Origin of the sequence: Hoeflea sp. TYP-13 (assembly GCF_040932035.1) — a bacterium.
In the GTDB taxonomy this organism is placed as follows: domain Bacteria; phylum Pseudomonadota; class Alphaproteobacteria; order Rhizobiales; family Rhizobiaceae; genus Hoeflea_A.
On record NZ_JBFRBB010000001.1, the window covers coordinates 508,122 to 526,526 of the forward strand.

At 56.6% G+C, this 18,405-nt stretch carries 12 protein-coding genes; 6 read left to right on the forward strand and 6 right to left on the reverse strand.

The features are described from left to right. Window positions 1-46: 46 nt before the first annotated feature. Window positions 47-1,846 (reverse strand): hypothetical protein, encoded by a 1,800-nt coding sequence (locus tag ABVT35_RS02285; RefSeq protein ID WP_368464653.1) that lies wholly within the window; start codon window positions 1,844-1,846, stop codon window positions 47-49. A 325-nt stretch (window positions 1,847-2,171) separates the two neighbouring features. Between ABVT35_RS02285 and ABVT35_RS02290 the strand changes: the two genes are divergently transcribed. Further along, window positions 2,172-4,670 carry a hypothetical protein gene (locus ABVT35_RS02290; protein WP_368464654.1) on the forward strand — a complete coding sequence of 833 codons (2,499 nt, stop codon included), beginning with the start codon at window positions 2,172-2,174 and terminating at the stop codon, window positions 4,668-4,670. Between the two features lie 352 nt (window positions 4,671-5,022). Next, the gene (locus ABVT35_RS02295; RefSeq protein ID WP_368464655.1) at window positions 5,023-5,643 is read left to right on the forward strand and encodes a DUF805 domain-containing protein; all 621 of its coding nucleotides are present in this window, start codon (window positions 5,023-5,025) and stop codon (window positions 5,641-5,643) included. Between the two features lie 40 nt (window positions 5,644-5,683). Here ABVT35_RS02295 and pap read toward each other — a convergent pair whose 3' ends face one another. Continuing rightward, window positions 5,684-7,213 carry a polyphosphate:AMP phosphotransferase gene (pap, locus tag ABVT35_RS02300; RefSeq protein WP_368464656.1) on the reverse strand — a complete coding sequence of 510 codons (1,530 nt, stop codon included), beginning with the start codon at window positions 7,211-7,213 and terminating at the stop codon, window positions 5,684-5,686. 193 nt (window positions 7,214-7,406) lie between these two features. Here pap and ABVT35_RS02305 point away from each other — a divergent pair, with 193 nt between their 5' ends. Beyond that, on the forward strand, window positions 7,407-8,237 hold the full coding sequence (locus ABVT35_RS02305) for a universal stress protein (protein WP_368464657.1): 831 nt from the start codon (window positions 7,407-7,409) through the stop codon (window positions 8,235-8,237). A 34-nt stretch (window positions 8,238-8,271) separates the two neighbouring features. Here the strand turns inward: ABVT35_RS02305 and ABVT35_RS02310 are convergent, their stop codons facing one another. The 4 genes from ABVT35_RS02310 to ABVT35_RS02325 form a co-directional block, all read right to left on the reverse strand. After that, window positions 8,272-8,571 (reverse strand): hypothetical protein, encoded by a 300-nt coding sequence (locus ABVT35_RS02310; RefSeq protein ID WP_368464658.1) that lies wholly within the window; start codon window positions 8,569-8,571, stop codon window positions 8,272-8,274. A gap of 204 nt (window positions 8,572-8,775) precedes the next feature. Continuing rightward, entirely contained in the window at window positions 8,776-9,978 is a 1,203-nt protein-coding gene (locus ABVT35_RS02315; RefSeq protein ID WP_368464659.1) for an efflux RND transporter periplasmic adaptor subunit, read from the reverse strand. A gap of 3 nt (window positions 9,979-9,981) precedes the next feature. After that, window positions 9,982-12,417, reverse strand: a complete 2,436-nt coding sequence (locus tag ABVT35_RS02320) for an ABC transporter permease (RefSeq protein ID WP_368464660.1) — start codon at window positions 12,415-12,417, stop codon at window positions 9,982-9,984. Window positions 12,418-12,419: 2 nt separating this feature from the next. Beyond that, window positions 12,420-13,127, reverse strand: coding sequence for an ABC transporter ATP-binding protein (locus ABVT35_RS02325; RefSeq protein WP_368464661.1), 708 nt, complete (start codon window positions 13,125-13,127; stop codon window positions 12,420-12,422). Window positions 13,128-13,317: 190 nt separating this feature from the next. Here ABVT35_RS02325 and recQ point away from each other — a divergent pair, with 190 nt between their 5' ends. The 3 genes from recQ to ABVT35_RS02340 all read left to right on the forward strand — a co-directional run bounded on the left by recQ (window position 13,318) and on the right by ABVT35_RS02340 (window position 18,334). After that, window positions 13,318-15,153, forward strand: coding sequence for a DNA helicase RecQ (recQ, locus tag ABVT35_RS02330; RefSeq protein WP_368464662.1), 1,836 nt, complete (start codon window positions 13,318-13,320; stop codon window positions 15,151-15,153). A 193-nt stretch (window positions 15,154-15,346) separates the two neighbouring features. Beyond that, window positions 15,347-17,260, forward strand: coding sequence for an AAA family ATPase (locus tag ABVT35_RS02335; protein WP_368464663.1), 1,914 nt, complete (start codon window positions 15,347-15,349; stop codon window positions 17,258-17,260). Window positions 17,261-17,593: 333 nt separating this feature from the next. Then, on the forward strand, window positions 17,594-18,334 hold the full coding sequence (locus tag ABVT35_RS02340; protein WP_368464664.1) for a hypothetical protein: 741 nt from the start codon (window positions 17,594-17,596) through the stop codon (window positions 18,332-18,334). Window positions 18,335-18,405 lie beyond the last annotated feature (71 nt).

Sequence of the window (18,405 nt, forward strand, 5' to 3'; positions counted from 1 at the left end):
TTGCGCCGGCTTCATCAACAAAAAAGAGGTTTGCCCGCAAAACCCGCTATTCGGGAATGCCGTTTTCCCGCATCGCCGACGCAAACGTCTCCCAGTCCTCCTCGTATTGAAAGGGCTGTGCATTTTTTAACGTCTCGATTGAGATGTCGGGCCAAAGTCGAAGAACCTCATCGGCGGTGCTCTTTGCGTCAGGAGATTGGCCCGCTTGTACGTAGGCAAACAGGAGATTGACGAGCGCCCAGGCGCGCCGGCGATCATTCTCGGAATTTTCGGCCCCATCCTTCGCCCATTTGATCGCCTCCTCATACTGGCCATTGAATGTGTAGTTCCGGGACAGAAAATTGGCGTACCAGCTCGGATAGATCGGATTGTGCGCAATGGCACTTTTCAGCAGTTGGATCGACCGGTCGTAGCTGCGGTCAAATGAAGCCACCCATCCGGCCGTTGCCAGAATATTGGCATTGTTGGGGCTGGTTTCGGCGGCGGTGAACGCAAGAGAAAGTGCTGAATCAAAATCTCCAGCCATTTGTTCGATATAGGCTTGGGTTATCTGCACCTCGGCCTTGTCTGCCACGCTCATATCGCCGTCCAGCAGCGCCGCCTCTTGCAGGATTTCGGCGGCGGTCTGCAGTGACGCGTCCGCGTCGTCGCTATATCCCCACTGGGCATCGAACGTGTGGGTTCGCGCTTCAAGCAGCATCGCGTGATAGTATTCGGGATCGAGCTTTCGGACATTCTGCAGCATTCGTCTGGTCTCGATCATTGAGGCTTTTGTGTAATTGCGGAATTCTGTCTCGGCATTGAGAAGCCCAAGGTAAGCGTCAACGTTTTGGGTACCGTGGCCTCTGACTGCCGCCCTGTGCCCTTCCGTCAGGGCGACCTGGAGCGATACCAGGACGTTGAGCGTGATTTCATCCTGCACAGCGAAAACATCGTCCTGACTGCGATCGTAACGCTCCGTCCACACGGTTTCGCCGGTCTTTGTGTCGGACAGCTCGGCTATAACCCTGATATTGTCGTTGCTGATTTGCACCGATCCCACGAGAACGTAACGAACCCCGAATTCACGCCCGACTTCTCGTGTTCCTGCGAACTGTTGCGCAAATGAGAAAGCCGAGCTGCTTGATATGACAAAAAGCTGGGGAACCTGGGCCAGCGCCGAAATGATCGATGCGGTAATGCCATGGGCAAACATCGCGCCTTTGGTGTCCGTCGACAGGTTTTCAAAAGGCATTACAGCGATGGTCGGTTTTTGTGTCGCTGATGGTCCGATTGACTCGGATGGGCGCTGGCCGGTCTGAATGTAATAAAACGACGTAACTGCAGCCAATATCACCAGCGCCGATATAAGGGCGCCGATAACAGCCGAGCGGCGGCTTAGCTGGGTCGGTTTTGCGCTTGCCGCCACCGCGGCTCCCGCTTTTGCGTCAAGCTTGATCTCGTGTGGCGAGACAGAGTCCGGGACAATCATCAATGGCCGTAAGTCAATTGGCTCTGCGGTAAGGTCAAGCTCCGTGGAAATCAGGTCAAGTACGTGGCCGGAAATCGAGACCCGGCCGGGCTCAGTGAGTTCGGACAAGCCTGAAGCGATCGTTTCCGCCTCATCGGCATCCACGGTACCGCTCTTCGCCTGGACTGTCTCGATGCCGACCCGGTAGACAATCTGCCGGTCTGCCCGAATATCCTTGTTGTGGTCCCGCATGGAAAGTTGAACGGCAATCGCAAACAGCACGGCTTTTCTTGCATCGGGAAATTCCACCACGGTGCGTTCATCCGCAATGTCCAATATCCGGCCGCCGAACTCAGCGAGCTTTGGGCGGATCAGGTCTTTGTCCAAATCGTCCATCGCTGCCTTTGTTCGCGCCGGCTCGACACGAATCAAACGGGAGTATCCGACGACGATTGCGGATAATATGGTTCGGTTGCGACTCATACAGGACCGTGTGCGGTTGGGAACCTTTTGCTGTTACTGTTGTATTCGAAAAGCCTTTAGACACAAACAGGCAGAGCCCTCAAGGTCCTGCTGGTGCGAACAGGCCTTGCTTCTTGTTTAAGAACCGGTTCGCCCGTACCATTGCTCACCTTGGAGATATTGCAACTGGTGCCAAAACGGGCGCAATTGCAGTGTTGATAGGTCATTACAAATGTGAATGAGGGTTGGCGCAGCACACATGCAGTCGAACAACCAATCTGCTATTCCGTGGCCGGAAGATTACGCGGCACTTGAACAGACGCTGCTCAAGGAACTTGGCGGCGACAGCAGGATTTACATTCATCGCACGATCAGTGAGGGAAAATCGGGCGCCCGCGTGATGGTCGCAGACGTTACCAGCGACAGGTTTACCGGGCAGGCGATATTGAAACTGGACCGTGCTGTCGGCTCCAGGCGCGCCGAGGCGCTGGAGCACGAACGGCACAAACATGCAATTGAGATGGCGCCTGAATACGCCGAAGCTTATTTGCCGAAACTGGTTTGCGCGGTAAGGCACCAGGATGAAGTCGCCGCACTGACGACCATCGCGGCGCGCGGGTTGGAATACGCCGTGTCCTGGGCCGCATGTCCCTACGGTCCCCAGCTCGATACTGCTGTCCGCCTGTCTGACGATCTGCTCGAACGCTGGAACGCCAAATACAATCTGGATCCCGATATGCTTATGCCTCAGGATCTTCTCAACAGCTGGCTGGACTATCGCACTGATCCCGGGCGCGGGGGCCGCATTCACGATTTTATCAGCGCGAATTGCGCCATTCCGCCTGAAACGCCGGCTTTCACCTATGACGGCGAATGGTTTCCAAACCCACTGGCGTTTGCGCTGCGCCTGATTCAATTGCCTGAATCGGCCCGTTTGCGGGCCGTCAGGGGCAATCAGCATGGCGACCTGCACGGCAAGAATGTTCTGGTTACCAAACAATTCGAGGCTGACCCGCACTACTACCTCATTGACTTGGATTTCTACCGTGATGACGGTTTTCTTTTTTACGACCACGGAATTTTTGAACTCGACTATCTGCTGACCTCGCGCGAGAGAATCAGTCCACAGCACTGGAAGACGCTTCTCGGCAACCTTAAGCGCGTTGCGCCAAAGGAGCGCGATGCCGGGTTGCAGGGTGAAGACATAGGTATATTGCAACTGGTCCATCAGTTTCGGGACAGGCCCAGGCAGTGGGTTGACCGGCATGAACCGAACCGACTGTCATTTCTGGAAAGTCAGTATCTGCTGGCCCGCCTTACCGCCGGTCTGGCGATTTCCCATCAGCGCCGCGATAACCTGTCCCGCGCCATGGCTTTTCTCTATGCGGCTGACAATCTGAAAGACTATCTGGCGCTGCATGAGTTCGAATGGCCAAAGCACGGCCCTGAATTTGGACTGGACGCGCTTTACCGCACTGATGCTTCCGCATCCTCCGCTACTCATCAGCCGCAAGGCTCCACAAGTCAGACAATGCCTGATCAGCCGGATTTGGGGCGGCCGCCAAAGCGGGCAATCGCTGTCCTCCCATTCGTCGGTCTGCCTGACCAATCAGAGCGGGATCGCATAACAGACAGCTTGTCGGATGGAATCATCGCCGAGTTGTCGAGGATCGACTGGTTTACGACCATTGGACGTACGTCGACACAGGCATATCGCGATGCCGATCCGGATCCCGTGCGCGTCGGCAGGGAATTGAACGCCCAATATCTCGTCATGGGAACGGTGCGGGAAAAGGGCGATGAATTCCAGACCGCCGTGCGTCTGGTGGATACGAGTTCCGGGGAAGACGTCTGGTCTGACAGGTATCCCTTAAAACCGGATATCGAAGACATCTTCACGGCCGAAGACAAGATCGCCCACACGATTGCTTCCCAAATCGATATTGAACTGGCCCAGAACGAGTGGGCGCGTGCCTTGCGCAAACGGCCTGAGAACCTGGACAGCTGGGACATGTTCATGAGAGCCCGCTGGCATTTTTTCCAGTACACGCGCGAAGATGACGAGATCGCGCGGCAGATGTGCCTGGATGCAATGAAAGAGGCGCCGAATTATTCTGCACCCTATGCTCTTCTTGCCCAGCTCAAAAACCGGTCCGTCTTTTTCGGGTGGACCGAGGGGAGCCCCGAAGGATTTGCCGAAGCGCTCCAATATGGCCGGAAGGCGGTCAAGTTGGATCCTGGAAGCAGTTTTGCCCACGAGTCGCTGACACATGCCTACATGTTTTCGGGCAGAACCAACGTGGCCATCAGGGAGGCGGAGACGGCAATCTCTCTCAATCCGTGCTCAGGAGGTGCGCATCAGGCTCTCGCCGTCGCTCTGCTGTGGGCGGGCAAACCAGCAGAGGCGCTGCCGGTCATCGATATCTCGCTGCGTCTTAGTCCCTTTGGTCAGTCTCTGGTTTACAAGCTGGCCATCAAGTCGGCAGCACTTCTTCTCCTCGGACGATTGCAGAAATCTGAAGAACTTGCTCGTCAGGCAATGGATACCGGACATGGTCAGGTGATAGGACACGTGACACTGGCCTTGACCTTGAACAGGCAAGGCCGTTTGGAGGAGGCGCGCGAAGCCGTGAGGCAGGCCTCCCAAAAACGACCGGACATGAAAATAGGCATTATTCAAAAAATGGCGTCCGGAATGAACCCGGAACTCAAGGACGCGCTCGTCAAAAGGCTGACCATTCTGGGAATGCCCGAGTGATTGCGGAAGCCCGTTAACTCCCCGTTAAGGCCGTCCGGTAACTCAGCAACGGTCAACTACGCCCGGCATTGATGTTGCGGAGTACACTTGCCGCCTTGCGGCAACGACACGCAAATGCCTGCATAGTCGGCGGAATCCCTGAATTCGGCTCCTGATTTGAGGTCTCAGTCCACCGGTTCAACCGCCAAATGAACCGAAATTCTGATCCGCTCGCGCAATCTCGGGCGGCAATTAATTCCCCGTTAAGATTGTATAGTAACCTCGTAGCAACCGGTTGTCTTCGACAATGCGGACGCGGAACAGGCGCAATTGTTTGAAAGGCTACTTTTACAGGCATATCCGGTACGTTGAGATGTTGAATTTTTACTTCGGACTGAAGGGCCGTGTGCGGCGGACAACCGCATTTTTTGGGACGGTGGCGCTGCAATTGCTGAGTGTCCTGGCCCTTGGTTTATGGATGAACCACCTCGGTGTTCCGCTGTTCGAGGATCGCTACAACCGGATCATTACACAGGAATTGAGACCGGCAATAGCCGTTTATGTTGCGGTAACACTGTGGTCCAGCTTTGCTATCCTGTGGAAACGCGTCAACGATATCGACGAGGATATGCAGGGCAGAATCCTTTATATCAAGGGAATATACCCGGTCCTTGCAGCACTGTACGCCCCCGTGGTTCTGATCGGCGGAATTACAGTCGAGGAATTCAATGTGGATCTTTCGGGTTTCTTGCTGCTGGCCATGTGGCTATTCGTACTGCACCTTCCACCGGAGCCCGGATCCAACGAATTCGGACCGGATCCGCGTGCCTCTGAAGCCCTCAAATCAGATGCGGTCGTGTCCAAATCGCCATTGGAAATGCGCATGCAGAGGTTCCAGCCCGCCATGCAGACACCGGCGGCAAGTCCGCGAATGGCGGCACCGAAACCTCATGTCAGCCGCGTTGCGCACGGATTCGGAAAACGCACGCGATAGTCTCCTCGCAGCCCGGCGAGCCCGGTGTCGTTGTTGCGCATCAATCGAGCGGGTCGCCAAGCGCGGCAGATAATCGCTCGCAAAACGTCTGCACAACCTTCACACGGGCGTATCGCTTGTCATTACCCTCGACCAGTGTCCAGGGCGCTGTGGATGTGCTGGTATATTGCACCATGTCGTTGACGGCAGCCTCGTAATCGCTCCATTTGTCGCGGTTGCGCCAGTCCTCTTCGGTCAGCTTCCAGCGCTTGTAGGGCGTTTTTTCGCGGAGTTTGAAGCGTGCGAGCTGCTCGTCCTCCGTGATATGGATCCAGCATTTGACCAGCACCGTTCCGTGCTCGATCAGCTGTTCCTCGAAATCGTTGATTTCCGCATAGGACCTGCGCCAGTCATCCTCGCTGGCAAATCCCTCAATGCGTTCGACAAGAACGCGCCCGTACCAGGAACGGTCGAAAATGGCGATATGCCCGTCGCGCGGCAAACGCCGCCAAAAACGCCACAGATAGTGGCGCGCCAGTTCTTCCTCGGTTGGTGCGGCAATGCCGTGAACCTGGTAGTTGCGCGCATCAAGGCTCTCATTTATGCGCCGGATGGCGCCGCCCTTGCCGGCGGCGTCCGGACCTTCAAAGACCAGGACGCTCGATACGTTTTGAGCCTTGGCCAGAAGGTGCAGCCGGTGAAGCCGTGCCTGCAGTTCGACCAGCTGCTTCTTGTAGGGCGCTTTTTCGAGTTTCCTGGACATTTCCAGACCGCTCAATACGGTGATCGATTTTGCCACCGAATATCCGTCGGGTTTCGAATCCGGTGCGGATGGTGTTTCGGTCTGAGCGGAACCGTTTTTCCCGCCGTTCAATTCAGGTGTGTCGAGGCGCCGGGCAAGCGCGTCGCGCAAAAGGCTGGTGACGGTAATCGCCCGGCAATTCGGATCGCTTCCCTCAACGATGGTCCAGGGGGCAAGGCCCCGGTTTGTTCGCGAAACCAGCTGTTCAGCAGCGCCGATGAACTTGTCGTACATGCGCCAGTGTTCCCAGTCGCGCTCGCCCACCCTTGCATTTGTCAGCGGGTCGTTCTCGAGGTTGCGCAGGCGGTGTTCCTGGGCATCGCGGCTCAGATGCATCCAGAATTTCAGGATTAGTGCGCCGTCACGCGCCAGCGCCCGTTCAAAACCGACAATCCGTTCCAGCTGTTTCAAAAAGGTCGCTTCGTCCGACCGGCCATGCACACGGTCGAGAACGGGCCGCGAATACCAGGCGCTCAGGAACATGCCGATACGGCCCCGGGCCGGAAGGTCGCGCCAGTATTTCCAGAATTCCGGCCGCTCCCTTTCGTCATCGCCCGGTTCGTCATAGGCCCGTGTTATCAGCCACCGCGGATCCATCCAGGCATTAAGCAGGCTGACCGTTTCGCCTTTGCCGCCGCCATCGACGCCGCCAAAGACCACAATGACCGGAAAGCGTTTGTTCTTGTGGAGCGTGTCCTGCAGTTCAAGCAGCTCCTGACGCAGTGCCGGTGCGGTGCGTTTGAAGTCGGATTTTGTTATCGTGCGGCCCAGTTCGGCGGTCTCGAACATGTTGGTCCCTTGATGGTTCTGGCAACGCGGTCTTTAACAGCACACACCGAACAGGGTGAGTCCGTATCACGACAGTGAAACCCAGATCGGCCGCGAGTGGTTTGATCTAGCGCAATGGACCACTGCCGACTTCCGTTAGAATGAAAAAATGCAGGTTTTTGGCCTGTTTGTCGCATTGATTGAGGATTTTATCATGGCAATCACGACACTTCTCGCATTCCATTCGACCGATGAACCGCTGGACAATGTCAAGCCGGTCATTGCGCTTGCCGGCGAGATGGGCGCGCATCTCAACCTCGTGGTTTTCGGCGTTCTGGTTCCGATAGCCACCGCGACCTATCCGGGGATACCGGATTTCCTGACGGCCGACGAATTTAAAAACACCGCCGAAAAGGCCGAACAGCGCGCCAAAACGGTGGAAGCTCTGGTCCAGGAAGGTAATTTTTCGGCATCCATCATGGTCGAATGCGTCGACCGTGGAATGATCGGGAGGACAATGTCGCGTCACGCACTTTGCGCTGATGTCACGGTTTTTCCCCACGGTAGTGTTCCAAGCCACGATCTCGCAACGGAAGCATTCAACGGGGTGCTGTTCGATGCAGGACGGCCGGTGCTGGTTCTGGGCGCTGGCGACAGGCCTTTACCGAAGCTTGATCGCGCTCTTATAGCCTGGAACGGAGAGCCGGAGGCCGCGGCGGCCATCCATCACAGCCTGCTGCTCTTGGATGGCACACGGGACGTTCATATCGTGCAGGCACACCGTGATGATCACGCGTCCGATAAACACACGGTCGATGAAATGCAGCGATTTCTTGCGCGTCACGGAAAGAAAATTACCGTGGATCATCTTCAGGCACAGCCGGGAGACGTTGCAGATGCCCTTTTGACACAAGCGCGGAACACCAAAGCCGATATCATTGTGATGGGCGCCTACGGGCATTCCCGCCTTCGCGAATGGCTGCTCGGCGGAACGACCCGGGATCTGCTGTCGAAAACAAGCCTGCCGGTATTCATGGCGCACTGAACAACAGTGCGCCAGAAGACAAATGCTCCAGCGGTCAGCAGACCGCGACGCCGCATGCCGTGATCGTGAATTTCTTTTCAGGCTCCGTCCGCGTGGCATCGAACATGCGGCCATCTACGCATTGAATGCGGGCTTCGTAGTATTTGTTCGCGCCTAGTTGGCCTTCGCGCATGTTAATGAAAATGTTGGGTTCGCAGGCCTTTTCTGCCCTGAGCTGCATGCCGAGATCGTCAAGCCATGCCGAATTGGAGGACTGTGCCAAAACGCCGGATGCCGGCAGGATGCAAATCACGACAACCATGGGATAGACCGCTGCTCTCGTGAATTTGGACATGAAAACCTCCTTGCCATTGCCTTAAGGCAAGTCTACGCCGCCGCAAACGGATATTGCCTTGCGGCAGATCAATTGACCGCTCGGTATCACGGATTTGAGCCGTTTCCGCCGGTGCATTCGCCAACTTTTCATTGTGACCTTCGGCAATATTTTTGACGGCGCCGGCGGTGTTGCGCTTGCCTACCGGCCGAAAGCGGGCCGAGGCTAACCTGGCCTTTCTTCAACGAGGCTGCCGTCGTCCAGCAGGTCGCTTGGATAGAGGATGACCGTGTCGTCACCGTCGATGCCGTCAAGGACCTGCGCTTCGGTGCTGTTCATCCGGCCGACGTCGATATGGCGCAGCGCTGCCTGTCCGCCGTCGATGACGAAGACCGACCACCGGCCGCCGGAGCGAAACAGCGCTGCGATCGGAACCTTGAGCACGTCGTCGCGCTGCCAGATTTCAAGCCGGGCAAGCACGCGGAATCCGTGCCCGAGATTCTCAGGCACACTTGCCGGATCGATGACGACATTGACGCGCTGTTCCTCGATGCCGAGCGACGAGATCTTGGTGAAGGCGGCAGGCTCCACACGGCGCACCGTCCCCTCAAGGTCCGTCTCGCCGCCCCAGTCGGTGATTGCCACCGTGGCGCCCGGCTTGATTCTGGCCGCGTCGCTTGAAAGCAGGTCGACAATGATCTCCAGATTGCGCGGGTCGCCGATCTCGGCGATTTTCGTGCCCGGCGACACGGCCTGCTCGCTGCGTGCAAGCACTTTCAGGACGACGCCGTCGATAGGTGCGGTAATGTTGACACAGCAATCATAGTCGGGATTGGCTGTGCGGACGTTTCCGGGTTGCTGCAGGCGCGCCTCGGCGCTGGCAAGCTCCGCCTTGCGCAGGTTGATTGTTGCCTCGGTGCTGGCGACCTGCGCCTTTTTCAGCTCCAGTTCGCTATAGGAATGCTCCAGCTGGCTGATTGAAATGGTCTTGGTCTTTGCCAGTTTTTCGGCGCGCTCGTAATTTGACTTTGCGAGATCCAGCGCCGTCTGCGCGCGCTGCTGTTCGACCTTGGCCAGGGCGACCGCCGAACGCGCCGCTTCCGCCGCTGCCATCAGTTCGGCCCTGGTGCGCTCGTCCAGGAACGGTGGATCAAGCGGGTGGATCGAGGCGATGATTGTTTCATGCGCCTTCACCGCTTCTCCCTCGTCGAGCGTGGTGCGTGCCAGATGACCGGCGATCGGCGACGAGACCGTATAGACATCCTTGACCCTGGTGACGCCTTCCTCGTCGATCGTTACCTGCAGCGACCCGCTGGTGACGATGGCCGTATCGACCGCGACCGGCCGTTCGCGCAGGGCGAGGTAAAATCCCGCCCCGATTGCCGCGACAATAACAAGCAAAACGATCCGTTTTATCCAGACACGCATTATTCACTCTCTCGTTTTTAGGACGCGGATGAGATCGAGCCGGTCGACCCGCCGCCGCACGATCAGGGCCGAAACCACTGCGGCAATAATCACCACCAGGCTCGATATGGCGAAGGTCTGCGCGCTGACGACCAGGGGAATGCGGAACAGATCGTTGGCGAACCCTTGAACGACCGACCAGGATAAACCGTATCCCAGCAGCCAGCCGAGCGGCTGAGCCAAAAGCACGATTATCGCAAGCTCCGTCATCAGCACGCCGGAGACCTCCGTTCTCGTAAACCCGAAGACGCGCAGGCTCGCCAGCTCGCGCGCCCGTTCCGAAAGCTGGATCCGTGCCGAATTGTAGATCACGCCGAAGGTGATGATGACCGCCAGCGTGATATAGACCGCGGTGCTGGTGGTGATGTTCTGCTCGATTGTCTCGCGGAATCGCATGCGCGACACGCCCTGCAGCGCGATGGAGGCAATCGCCGGTGTGCGCTTGATCTCGTCATAGAGGTCGGAAAGCCCGGCGCTGTCGATCTGGATGCGCGTACCCGACACGCGCCTGCCGTCGCGCAGCAGCCGGTCAAGCGCTTCGGACTGCATATAGGCCGTCAGCCCGACATAGCTTTGCGCAACGGCGCTGACGGCGATCGCGCCCGGCGTGGACGGGCCGCCGGTATCAGGACTGCCGACCGGACCCTGTGCCAGTCTGCCCACCTCGACCTCGACAATCCGGTTGTCGCGTTCAAGAAGCTCCACCTCGACAAAATCGCCGGGCTGCAAATGCAATTTTTCGGCCACCCGTTCGGAAAGAACTATCCCTGCTGACGGCGCTGACATCGGGTTGAGGTCGAGATCGAGTATACGCGACAGGTTGGCCTCCTCCGGAACCCCGAGTAGGGACATGCGCAATTCGCGGTGACCGTTACGCAGCTTGACGGCGGTCTGCCGGTAGGGTTCGGCCTTGACCACGCCCGGCAACGCCGCAACGGCGTAAAGCGACCCCGGTCCCAGATCCTCCGAGAAGGTCAGCGTCGCATCCTGCCGGTCGGCCTGGAAGAAGATCGCATCGATCATGAAGTCGATGGAATCATAGGCAAACAGCGAGGTGACAAGCAGCGCGACGGACATCGATGTGCCGAGCGTCGTCAAAAACGTGCGCACCGGCCATCTGACGAGATGGCGCATCGCCATGACGGTGAGTTGCGACAGGATGCCGAGACGCTGCAGCCGGCCGAAAAAGAAGCTGCGATAGGTGGTCGGCGCCGGCGGGCTCATGGCAACGGCCGGCGGCAGCGCCACCGTTGACCAGATTGCATTGGCAGCGCCCGCGAGCGCTGCGGCAATCGTCACGCCGCCGGCAAGGAAGTAGAGATCGATGCTCTGGCGGAAAATGAGGAAGGGGAAGGAAAAGAACTCAGCATAAAGCCGCGTCAGGCCCCGGCCGAGCCACCATCCGGCGACCGATCCGATGACAAGCCCGACAAGCGCGATGGCGACGACGAGCTTGGCGTAGTGCCCGCCGATCGTCCAGGTGCCGTAGCCGAGCGCCTTCAAGAGGCCGATCTGCTCGCGTTCAAGCGCGATCAGGCGCGACAGGATCATGTTCACCAGGAATGCCGCGATGGCGAGGAATATCGGCGGTATGATCGATGACATCGCCTGCAGCTGATCGAGTTCGGAATCGAGAAACGCATGCGAGATCTGGTCTTCGCGGTCATAGGCGCCGGTCCCGCCATAGGGTTTCAACATGTCGTCGAGGTCGTCGATGATCGCCCGCGTTTCGGAATTCCTGATGGTCGACAGGCTGACATCGTTGAACGCGCCTTCCATGTCGAAGAGGCCCGCGAGCGCCTTTTTTGACATGAAGAAAACGCCGTAGCGCTTCGGATCGGGCACCATGTCGCCGGGGCCGATGGCGTAGATATATTCCGGCGACAGCACCGTGCCGACGATCTTCAGCGTCTGCTTGCGGCCGTTCATGATGGCCTCGAACGTATCGCCCGGCCTGAAGCCGTGGGCGTCGGCGAAGGTTTCGACGACCGCAACCTCGTTTTCGCGGCCGGCTTCCGGCAGCCTGCCGTGCCTGAGATAAAGCCGGTTGACCGCCGGTTCGCGGAATTCAGGCACGGAAACCACCACGCCCGATGCCGGCTCCTCCATGCCGACGACATCGATCAGCACCGGCCTGACGATCCTGAGCTCGGCGGACGCGACGCCCGATATGTTCTCGATCCGCGATTTAAGGTGCTGCGGCGCGCGGGTCGCGGAGGCAAAGACGGTTCCGAACCGGTAGCGGTCGTAAAAGGCCGCCCGCGTGTCCTCGAGCGAGCGGTAGGCGCCGACCGAAAGGATGAGCGTCGCGACGCCGCAGGCCATGACCAGCGCAATCGCCAGCGCCTGCGCCCACAGCCGGCCAAGATCGCGATAGAGCTTTATGTCGAGCACCTTCATGGCTACCAGACCACTTCCGCCGGCTGGATGCGGGTCTCGTTGACCTGGACATGCGAAATCTTGCCGTCGATGAAGGAAATGACCCGGTGTGCAATTTCCTGGATCGCCGCATTGTGCGTGATAATGGCGGTCGTCGTGCCGAGCTCGTTGTTGATCTTCGCCAGTGCTTCGAGAACCAGGATGCCGGTCTTTGAATCGAGCGCGCCCGTCGGCTCGTCGCAGAGCAGAACTTCCGGCCGTTTGGCGATGGCGCGGGCAATCGCAACGCGCTGCTGTTCGCCGCCGGAAAGCTGCGCCGGAAAGTGAGTCATCCGGTCGCCGAGATCGACCAGCCCCAGCGCCTCGTCCGGCGTCATCGGATCGCGTGAGACTTCCGTCACCAGCGCCACATTCTCCCAGGCCGTCAGGCTCGGAATGAGATTGTAGAACTGGAAGACGAAGCCGACATGGTCGCGCCGGTACAAGGTGAGTTGCCGCTCGCTATAGGCGGTTAGTTCCTTGTCCTTGAAGTGCACACTGCCGCTGGTCGGCCGGTCGAGCCCGCCGACAATGTTGAGAAAAGTTGACTTGCCGCTGCCCGACGGGCCTAAAAGCACCGTCATCTCGCCCTCGAAAAGCTCGATATCGACGCCGTTCAGCGCCCGCACCTCAACCTCGCCGGTGCCGTAGATTTTCATAAGATCCCGGGTTCGGAATACGGCCTTTTCCATTCACTGCACCTTCCGCATCCAAATTTGCTCGCATGTTTACTGGCGGTATTCTTTGATATCCGTCAATTGCTTGCGGCATCTGCTTGCTATGCCGGCGCACATTATCACGATTTTTGACCCCGAATGCGTCTTCTATTTAGCGGCGCATGCTTCATACTCGCCGGTGATTCTCGAACAAGCAGAGAGCCGCATGGACGCCCAGCACGACATCCCCCTGGTTGAAACCGATGCCGATCCGGCCGACGTGCTGCAAAATACATTCGGCTATCACGAATTCAGGCCCGGACAGGAACGCATCATCGACCATCTCATGAGCGGTGAGCACGTGCTTGCCGTCATGCCGACGGGCGGCGGCAAGTCGCTGTGCTACCAGATCCCGGCGATCCTGTCGGACGGCGTCACCGTGGTGGTTTCGCCGCTGGTCGCGCTGATGGACGATCAGGTGGCGGCGCTGCGCGCCAACGGCGTCAATGCCGTCAGCATCCACTCAAGCATGGGCCGCGACGATCAGGTCGATGCCTGGAACGATGTCCAGGCGGGCCGCGCGAAAATCGTCTACCTGTCGCCGGAGCGGCTGATGACCGTGCGCATGCTCGACGCGCTGTCCGGCCTTTCGGTATCGATGTTCGTCATCGACGAGGCCCATTGCGTTTCCAAATGGGGCGTCAGCTTCCGGCCGGAATACGAGATGCTGTCGCGGCTGAAGGAGCGGTTTCCGCAAACCACCTTCGGCGCGTTCACGGCGACGGCGGACGAGGCGACGCGCCAGGACATTGAGCGCAAACTCTTTCCCGGCGAAGGCACGACGATCGTGCAGGGCTTCGACCGGCCCAATCTGCGCCTCGCGGTCGGGCCGAAGGACAATTGGCGCCGCCAGCTCACCGCCTTTTTGGAGGACAAGGACGGCCAGTCCGGCATCGTCTATTGCCTGTCGCGCAAATATACGGAAGAAGTCGCCGCCTTTTTGAACGGCGAGGGCCACAACGCCATCGCCTATCACGCCGGGCAGGATGCGGAACTGCGCAAGCGAAACCAGGACCGCTTCATGAGCGAAAGCGCCGTCGTCATGGTCGCCACCATCGCCTTCGGCATGGGCATCGACAAGCCCGATATCCGCTTTGTCTGCCACCTCAACCTGCCGGGCAGCGTCGAGGCCTATTACCAGGAGATCGGCCGCGCGGGGCGCGACGGCGCGCCGGCCGAAACGCTGATGCTCTACGGCCTCGACGATATCCGCATGCGCCGCATGTTCATCGACCAGGACGGCGAGGACGACGCCCACAAGCTGCGCGAGCACAAGCGGCTCGATTCCCTGCTTGCCTATTGCGAGGCGGCGACCTGCCGCCGCAAGGTGCTGCTCGCCTATTTCGACGAGGAGACCGGACCCTGCGGCAATTGCGACAATTGCCTCAACCCGCCGAAGCGCATCGACGGCACCCGCCACGCGCAGATGATCCTTTCCGCCGTCTATCGCACCGGACAGGTCTTCGGCGCTGCCCATGTCATCGACGTGGTGCGCGGCGCCGAGACGGCCAAAATATTCGAGCGCGGCCACGATCAACTGCCCACTTTCGGCGTCGGCAAGGATTTTTCCAAACAATACTGGCAGGCCTTCGTGCGGCAGATGGTCGCCGGCGGCATCCTGTCGATCAACATCCAGAAATACGGCTGCCTCGAAATCACGGAAGAGGGCGGCGAAATATTACGCGGCAAGCGCGATTTCGAGTTCCGCGAGATCCGGGAAACAGCAAAAGCCGGGCGCAAGAAAAAGCGGGCAGGCCCCGCCTCGGATCTTTCCGCCGCCGACGACGAACTGCTGACGAAGCTCAAGGCCCTGCGGCTCGACCTCGCCCGCGAAAAGAACGTGCCCGCCTATGTGGTCTTTCCCGACGCGACGCTGATCGAGATGGCGCAGGTGCGGCCCGTCGATCTGGACGCGCTCGCCGACATCAACGGCGTCGGGCCGAAGAAGCTCAGCGAATATGGTGCGGTGTTTTTGGGGGTGATTGCGGGGGATGCGGGGTAGGGGTGTTGGTGGTGCGGACTTTGCAGTAATGCGATTGAGGGTCGCAATGGGAAGCGGTAATTCGCGGCGATGCAACTAACTGACCGGACAGTACGGATAGCGGACTCTCAATAATATCAAGATTGAGCTGCATTGCATAACTTCTAGTTGAGTGCTCTAAATATGCGAATTTGCTTTCTGTATGGATAATACTATGCGCTTCATCTCATTCCGAATTCGCAATTTCAAAGGCATCAAAGACACAATCGTTCCGCTGAAGTCCGTGGCCGGGGCAAGTGTGTTCGCGTTTGTTGGGCTGAACGAGAGCGGCAAAACAACAGTTCTGGAGGCTATTCATAGTTTCGCCCCTGATGAAGCAACGAGTGAGCTTCTAGGTGGAGAAGAAGGGCTTGGCGTGCCCTTTGGTGAACGAGTTCCAAGACATCTACTTTCAGAATTTACTGGAGATGTTTCAGTAACCGCTGTGGTAGAGTTGGATTTAGCTGATAAGAAACGGATAGCGGCTACGCTTAAAGCAAACAGCGACCTCGATCTGAGAATAGAAACAATCCCGGATCAACTGCGCTTGGAGCGCCAGCAGGAGTTTAAGAATGGCGATTTTAGCGCGACCTACTTCACTCTAAGAACTAAATGTCAGATCAAAAGGCCGAAACAAAGAAATTGGCGAGATCCGGAAAACAAAGACGAACGCCTTGCTGTGCGCGACGCAGTTTATGAGCATGTGCCACGTATCGCATATTTTCCTACTTTTGTATTCGATTTTCCGAAAACTGTGTTCCTCACGGAGCGCGGCGGCTTGGTGGACAAATTCTATCGGCGAACTTTTCAGGATATTTTGGACTTTGATGGTCGAGGACAGACTATTGGAAAGGATATTGTGCGGCGGGTTAGGCAACCGTCGCTGATTAAATCTTGGCCTCTGTTTTGGTCCATTTGGAATGATAATGATGATCGTGACAAAATCCAACAGGTCATGGATCGAGCGAGCGCCGCAGTGACAAACTTGGTGTTTGGCCGATGGAACAGAATTTTTGGAGAGGACACAAAGGGAAAAGAGGTTTCGATTTCGTACGACATCGTCGAGGGTGAAATCATCGATGAGGCGGGTAATAAGTCCAAAACAGACGAACACGATGTAAGGGTCAAATTTCAAATAAAAGACGGGACCAGAAGGTACGATGTCAATGACAGATCATTGGGATTCCGCTGGTTTTTCTCGTTTATGCTGTTTACTCAGTTTAGGGTCGCCAGGGCGGGTGTCTCTTCGCCGCCGCTACTATTTTTGTTCGATGAACCTGCCTCAAATCTTCACGCGGCTGCACAACAAAAATTGATTGAGAGCTTTCCAGAGATTGCGCAGAACGGACATTTGTTGGCCTATTCTACCCATAGCCACTATATGATTGAACCGAAGTGGCTTGAGCAGACTTTTATTGTCACAAATCGGTCGGATGCGCCGTTGTCTTCGCTGCTTGATGAAATCTCATTGGATGATGAGTCACTAGACGTTCAAGTCGCCACCTACAGATCTTTCGTCAATTCGCATCCAGGCCAAACCAGCTATTTTCAACCGGTGTTGGATCGTTTGGCGGTGATTCCATCGAAATTCGATATGCATAAAGACTCGATCGTTCTAGAAGGAAAATCGGACTATTATGTACTGAGGTACGCAGAAAAACTTCTTAGGGCTACGGACCTAGCGCTGTTACCTGGGCTTGGAGCCGGGACATTTGGGGCCCTAGCTGCTTTGCACGCCGGATGGAATCTCAATTTCCTTTTTCTTCTGGATGGCGATCCGAAGGGCGAAGCAGAGCGAGAACGATACTGTGAAGAATTCGGAATAAAGTCAGATCGGCTGGTAACGCTTCGGGATTTTGATCCTGATCTGAAAAAAATAGAGGATCTGCTGGATTCTGAGGCGAAAGATGTTATCCGAGATAGTCTAGACCTCACCAGATCCCCAACAAAAAATCAGATTCGGCGCTTCTTCCAGGAACGATTGGCAAGCGATTCTGTTGTTCCACTTGGAAATAAATTCGCTACGAAATCCGGGGATCTGTTGGATAAGTTACGATCATATGTGAGTTCGCAAAAGAGTGATCAATAACAACTTCTGGATTGGGGTTGACTACGGTGAAAGCGTACTAAATCCCTAATTTCTAGTGAGATTGATATTGCTCACGCCGGAAACAAAAAATTGTGCATCACGTGTGCAAGTTCAACTGCGGGTAATGTGAGAAGGTATTTTGTACGCTATCACCGTAGTACCATTTCTCTTATCAAAAGGCGTGTATAAAATGTGCTCCAAGGACACCACGAAAGATCCCTCAATAAATAACTTGTACTTTCAGAAATGTTGAATGAGTTCGACAGATGGATGGAACTCAAGAACTTGCTGAATAAAATTTCAATTCAATAAATCGGGCTTTGGATGTCGTGAATGAATGTCGGTGAAGGAATGACTAAAACACTGCGCACAGTGTGTTGGATCGCGTCTGCATACTTTTTTGGAATTGCGAACCTAGCATACTCGTATCCCCCTGATCTTTCGGGATCAGCCGGAATAGCTCTGCTGATAGGCATAGCACTATTTTTGCTTCCGTTTGCAAAGAGCCTCAGTATAACTGGCTTGTTCTCGTATGAAGCGAGAATTAAAGAAGTTAAAAGAGATGTATCAGAATTCAAAGCCGAGACGCGAGATCTGCTCAAAATTCAGAATTCGCTTATAACAAACGTATCGAACAACCAATCCACCCATAACGTTTTCAATATTCCCTCCTTGACCGATGCCGCAAACGCGGAACGGCAGTTAGGAAAAACCGTGCGCGATGTTCCCAGTCCGGCTGTGTCCGCACGGGTAGAGCGAGCTACGGCTGTCGGTCCTACTGAATTAAATCTCGAGTTGGCCAGAACACGAATGGAGCTTGAACAAGAACTTCGCAAGAAACTTGGTCGCAGCACGAATTTGGGTGGCAAGCGAGACACCAAATTTTTGTCGCTTACGGGTCTGTGGCGCGAATATCTTCGTGAGAATGAGCATTTGGCTAATCTTGATTCCGCGATGCGTTACGTTGTCGATATAAGCAACGCAGCAATTCACGGACAGAATGTGCCCATTGAGCATGCGGTTGAAGCTATCCAGATGGGTGAAGATATTAAAGTGGCGCTTGCCAACGGCTAGTAATTACGGTGACAGTTTACTAAATCCCCAAATTGCGAGGAAATGAATCTCACCCATGCCGGAGGCAGATG

Bases quoted from the DNA above. Each gene is read 5' to 3' on its own strand.
- ABVT35_RS02285 (WP_368464653.1), bottom strand. From the start codon at position 1,846: ATGGACGATTTGGACAAAGACCTGATCCGCCCAAAGCTCGCTGAGTTC.
- ABVT35_RS02290 (WP_368464654.1), top strand. From the start codon at position 2,172: ATGCAGTCGAACAACCAATCTGCTATTCCGTGGCCGGAAGATTACGCG.
- ABVT35_RS02295 (WP_368464655.1), top strand. From the start codon at position 5,023: ATGTTGAATTTTTACTTCGGACTGAAGGGCCGTGTGCGGCGGACAACC.
- pap (WP_368464656.1), bottom strand. From the start codon at position 7,213: ATGTTCGAGACCGCCGAACTGGGCCGCACGATAACAAAATCCGACTTC.
- ABVT35_RS02305 (WP_368464657.1), top strand. From the start codon at position 7,407: ATGGCAATCACGACACTTCTCGCATTCCATTCGACCGATGAACCGCTG.
- ABVT35_RS02310 (WP_368464658.1), bottom strand. From the start codon at position 8,571: ATGTCCAAATTCACGAGAGCAGCGGTCTATCCCATGGTTGTCGTGATT.
- ABVT35_RS02315 (WP_368464659.1), bottom strand. From the start codon at position 9,978: ATGCGTGTCTGGATAAAACGGATCGTTTTGCTTGTTATTGTCGCGGCA.
- ABVT35_RS02320 (WP_368464660.1), bottom strand. From the start codon at position 12,417: ATGAAGGTGCTCGACATAAAGCTCTATCGCGATCTTGGCCGGCTGTGG.
- ABVT35_RS02325 (WP_368464661.1), bottom strand. From the start codon at position 13,127: ATGGAAAAGGCCGTATTCCGAACCCGGGATCTTATGAAAATCTACGGC.
- recQ (WP_368464662.1), top strand. From the start codon at position 13,318: ATGGACGCCCAGCACGACATCCCCCTGGTTGAAACCGATGCCGATCCG.
- ABVT35_RS02335 (WP_368464663.1), top strand. From the start codon at position 15,347: ATGCGCTTCATCTCATTCCGAATTCGCAATTTCAAAGGCATCAAAGAC.
- ABVT35_RS02340 (WP_368464664.1), top strand. From the start codon at position 17,594: ATGAATGTCGGTGAAGGAATGACTAAAACACTGCGCACAGTGTGTTGG.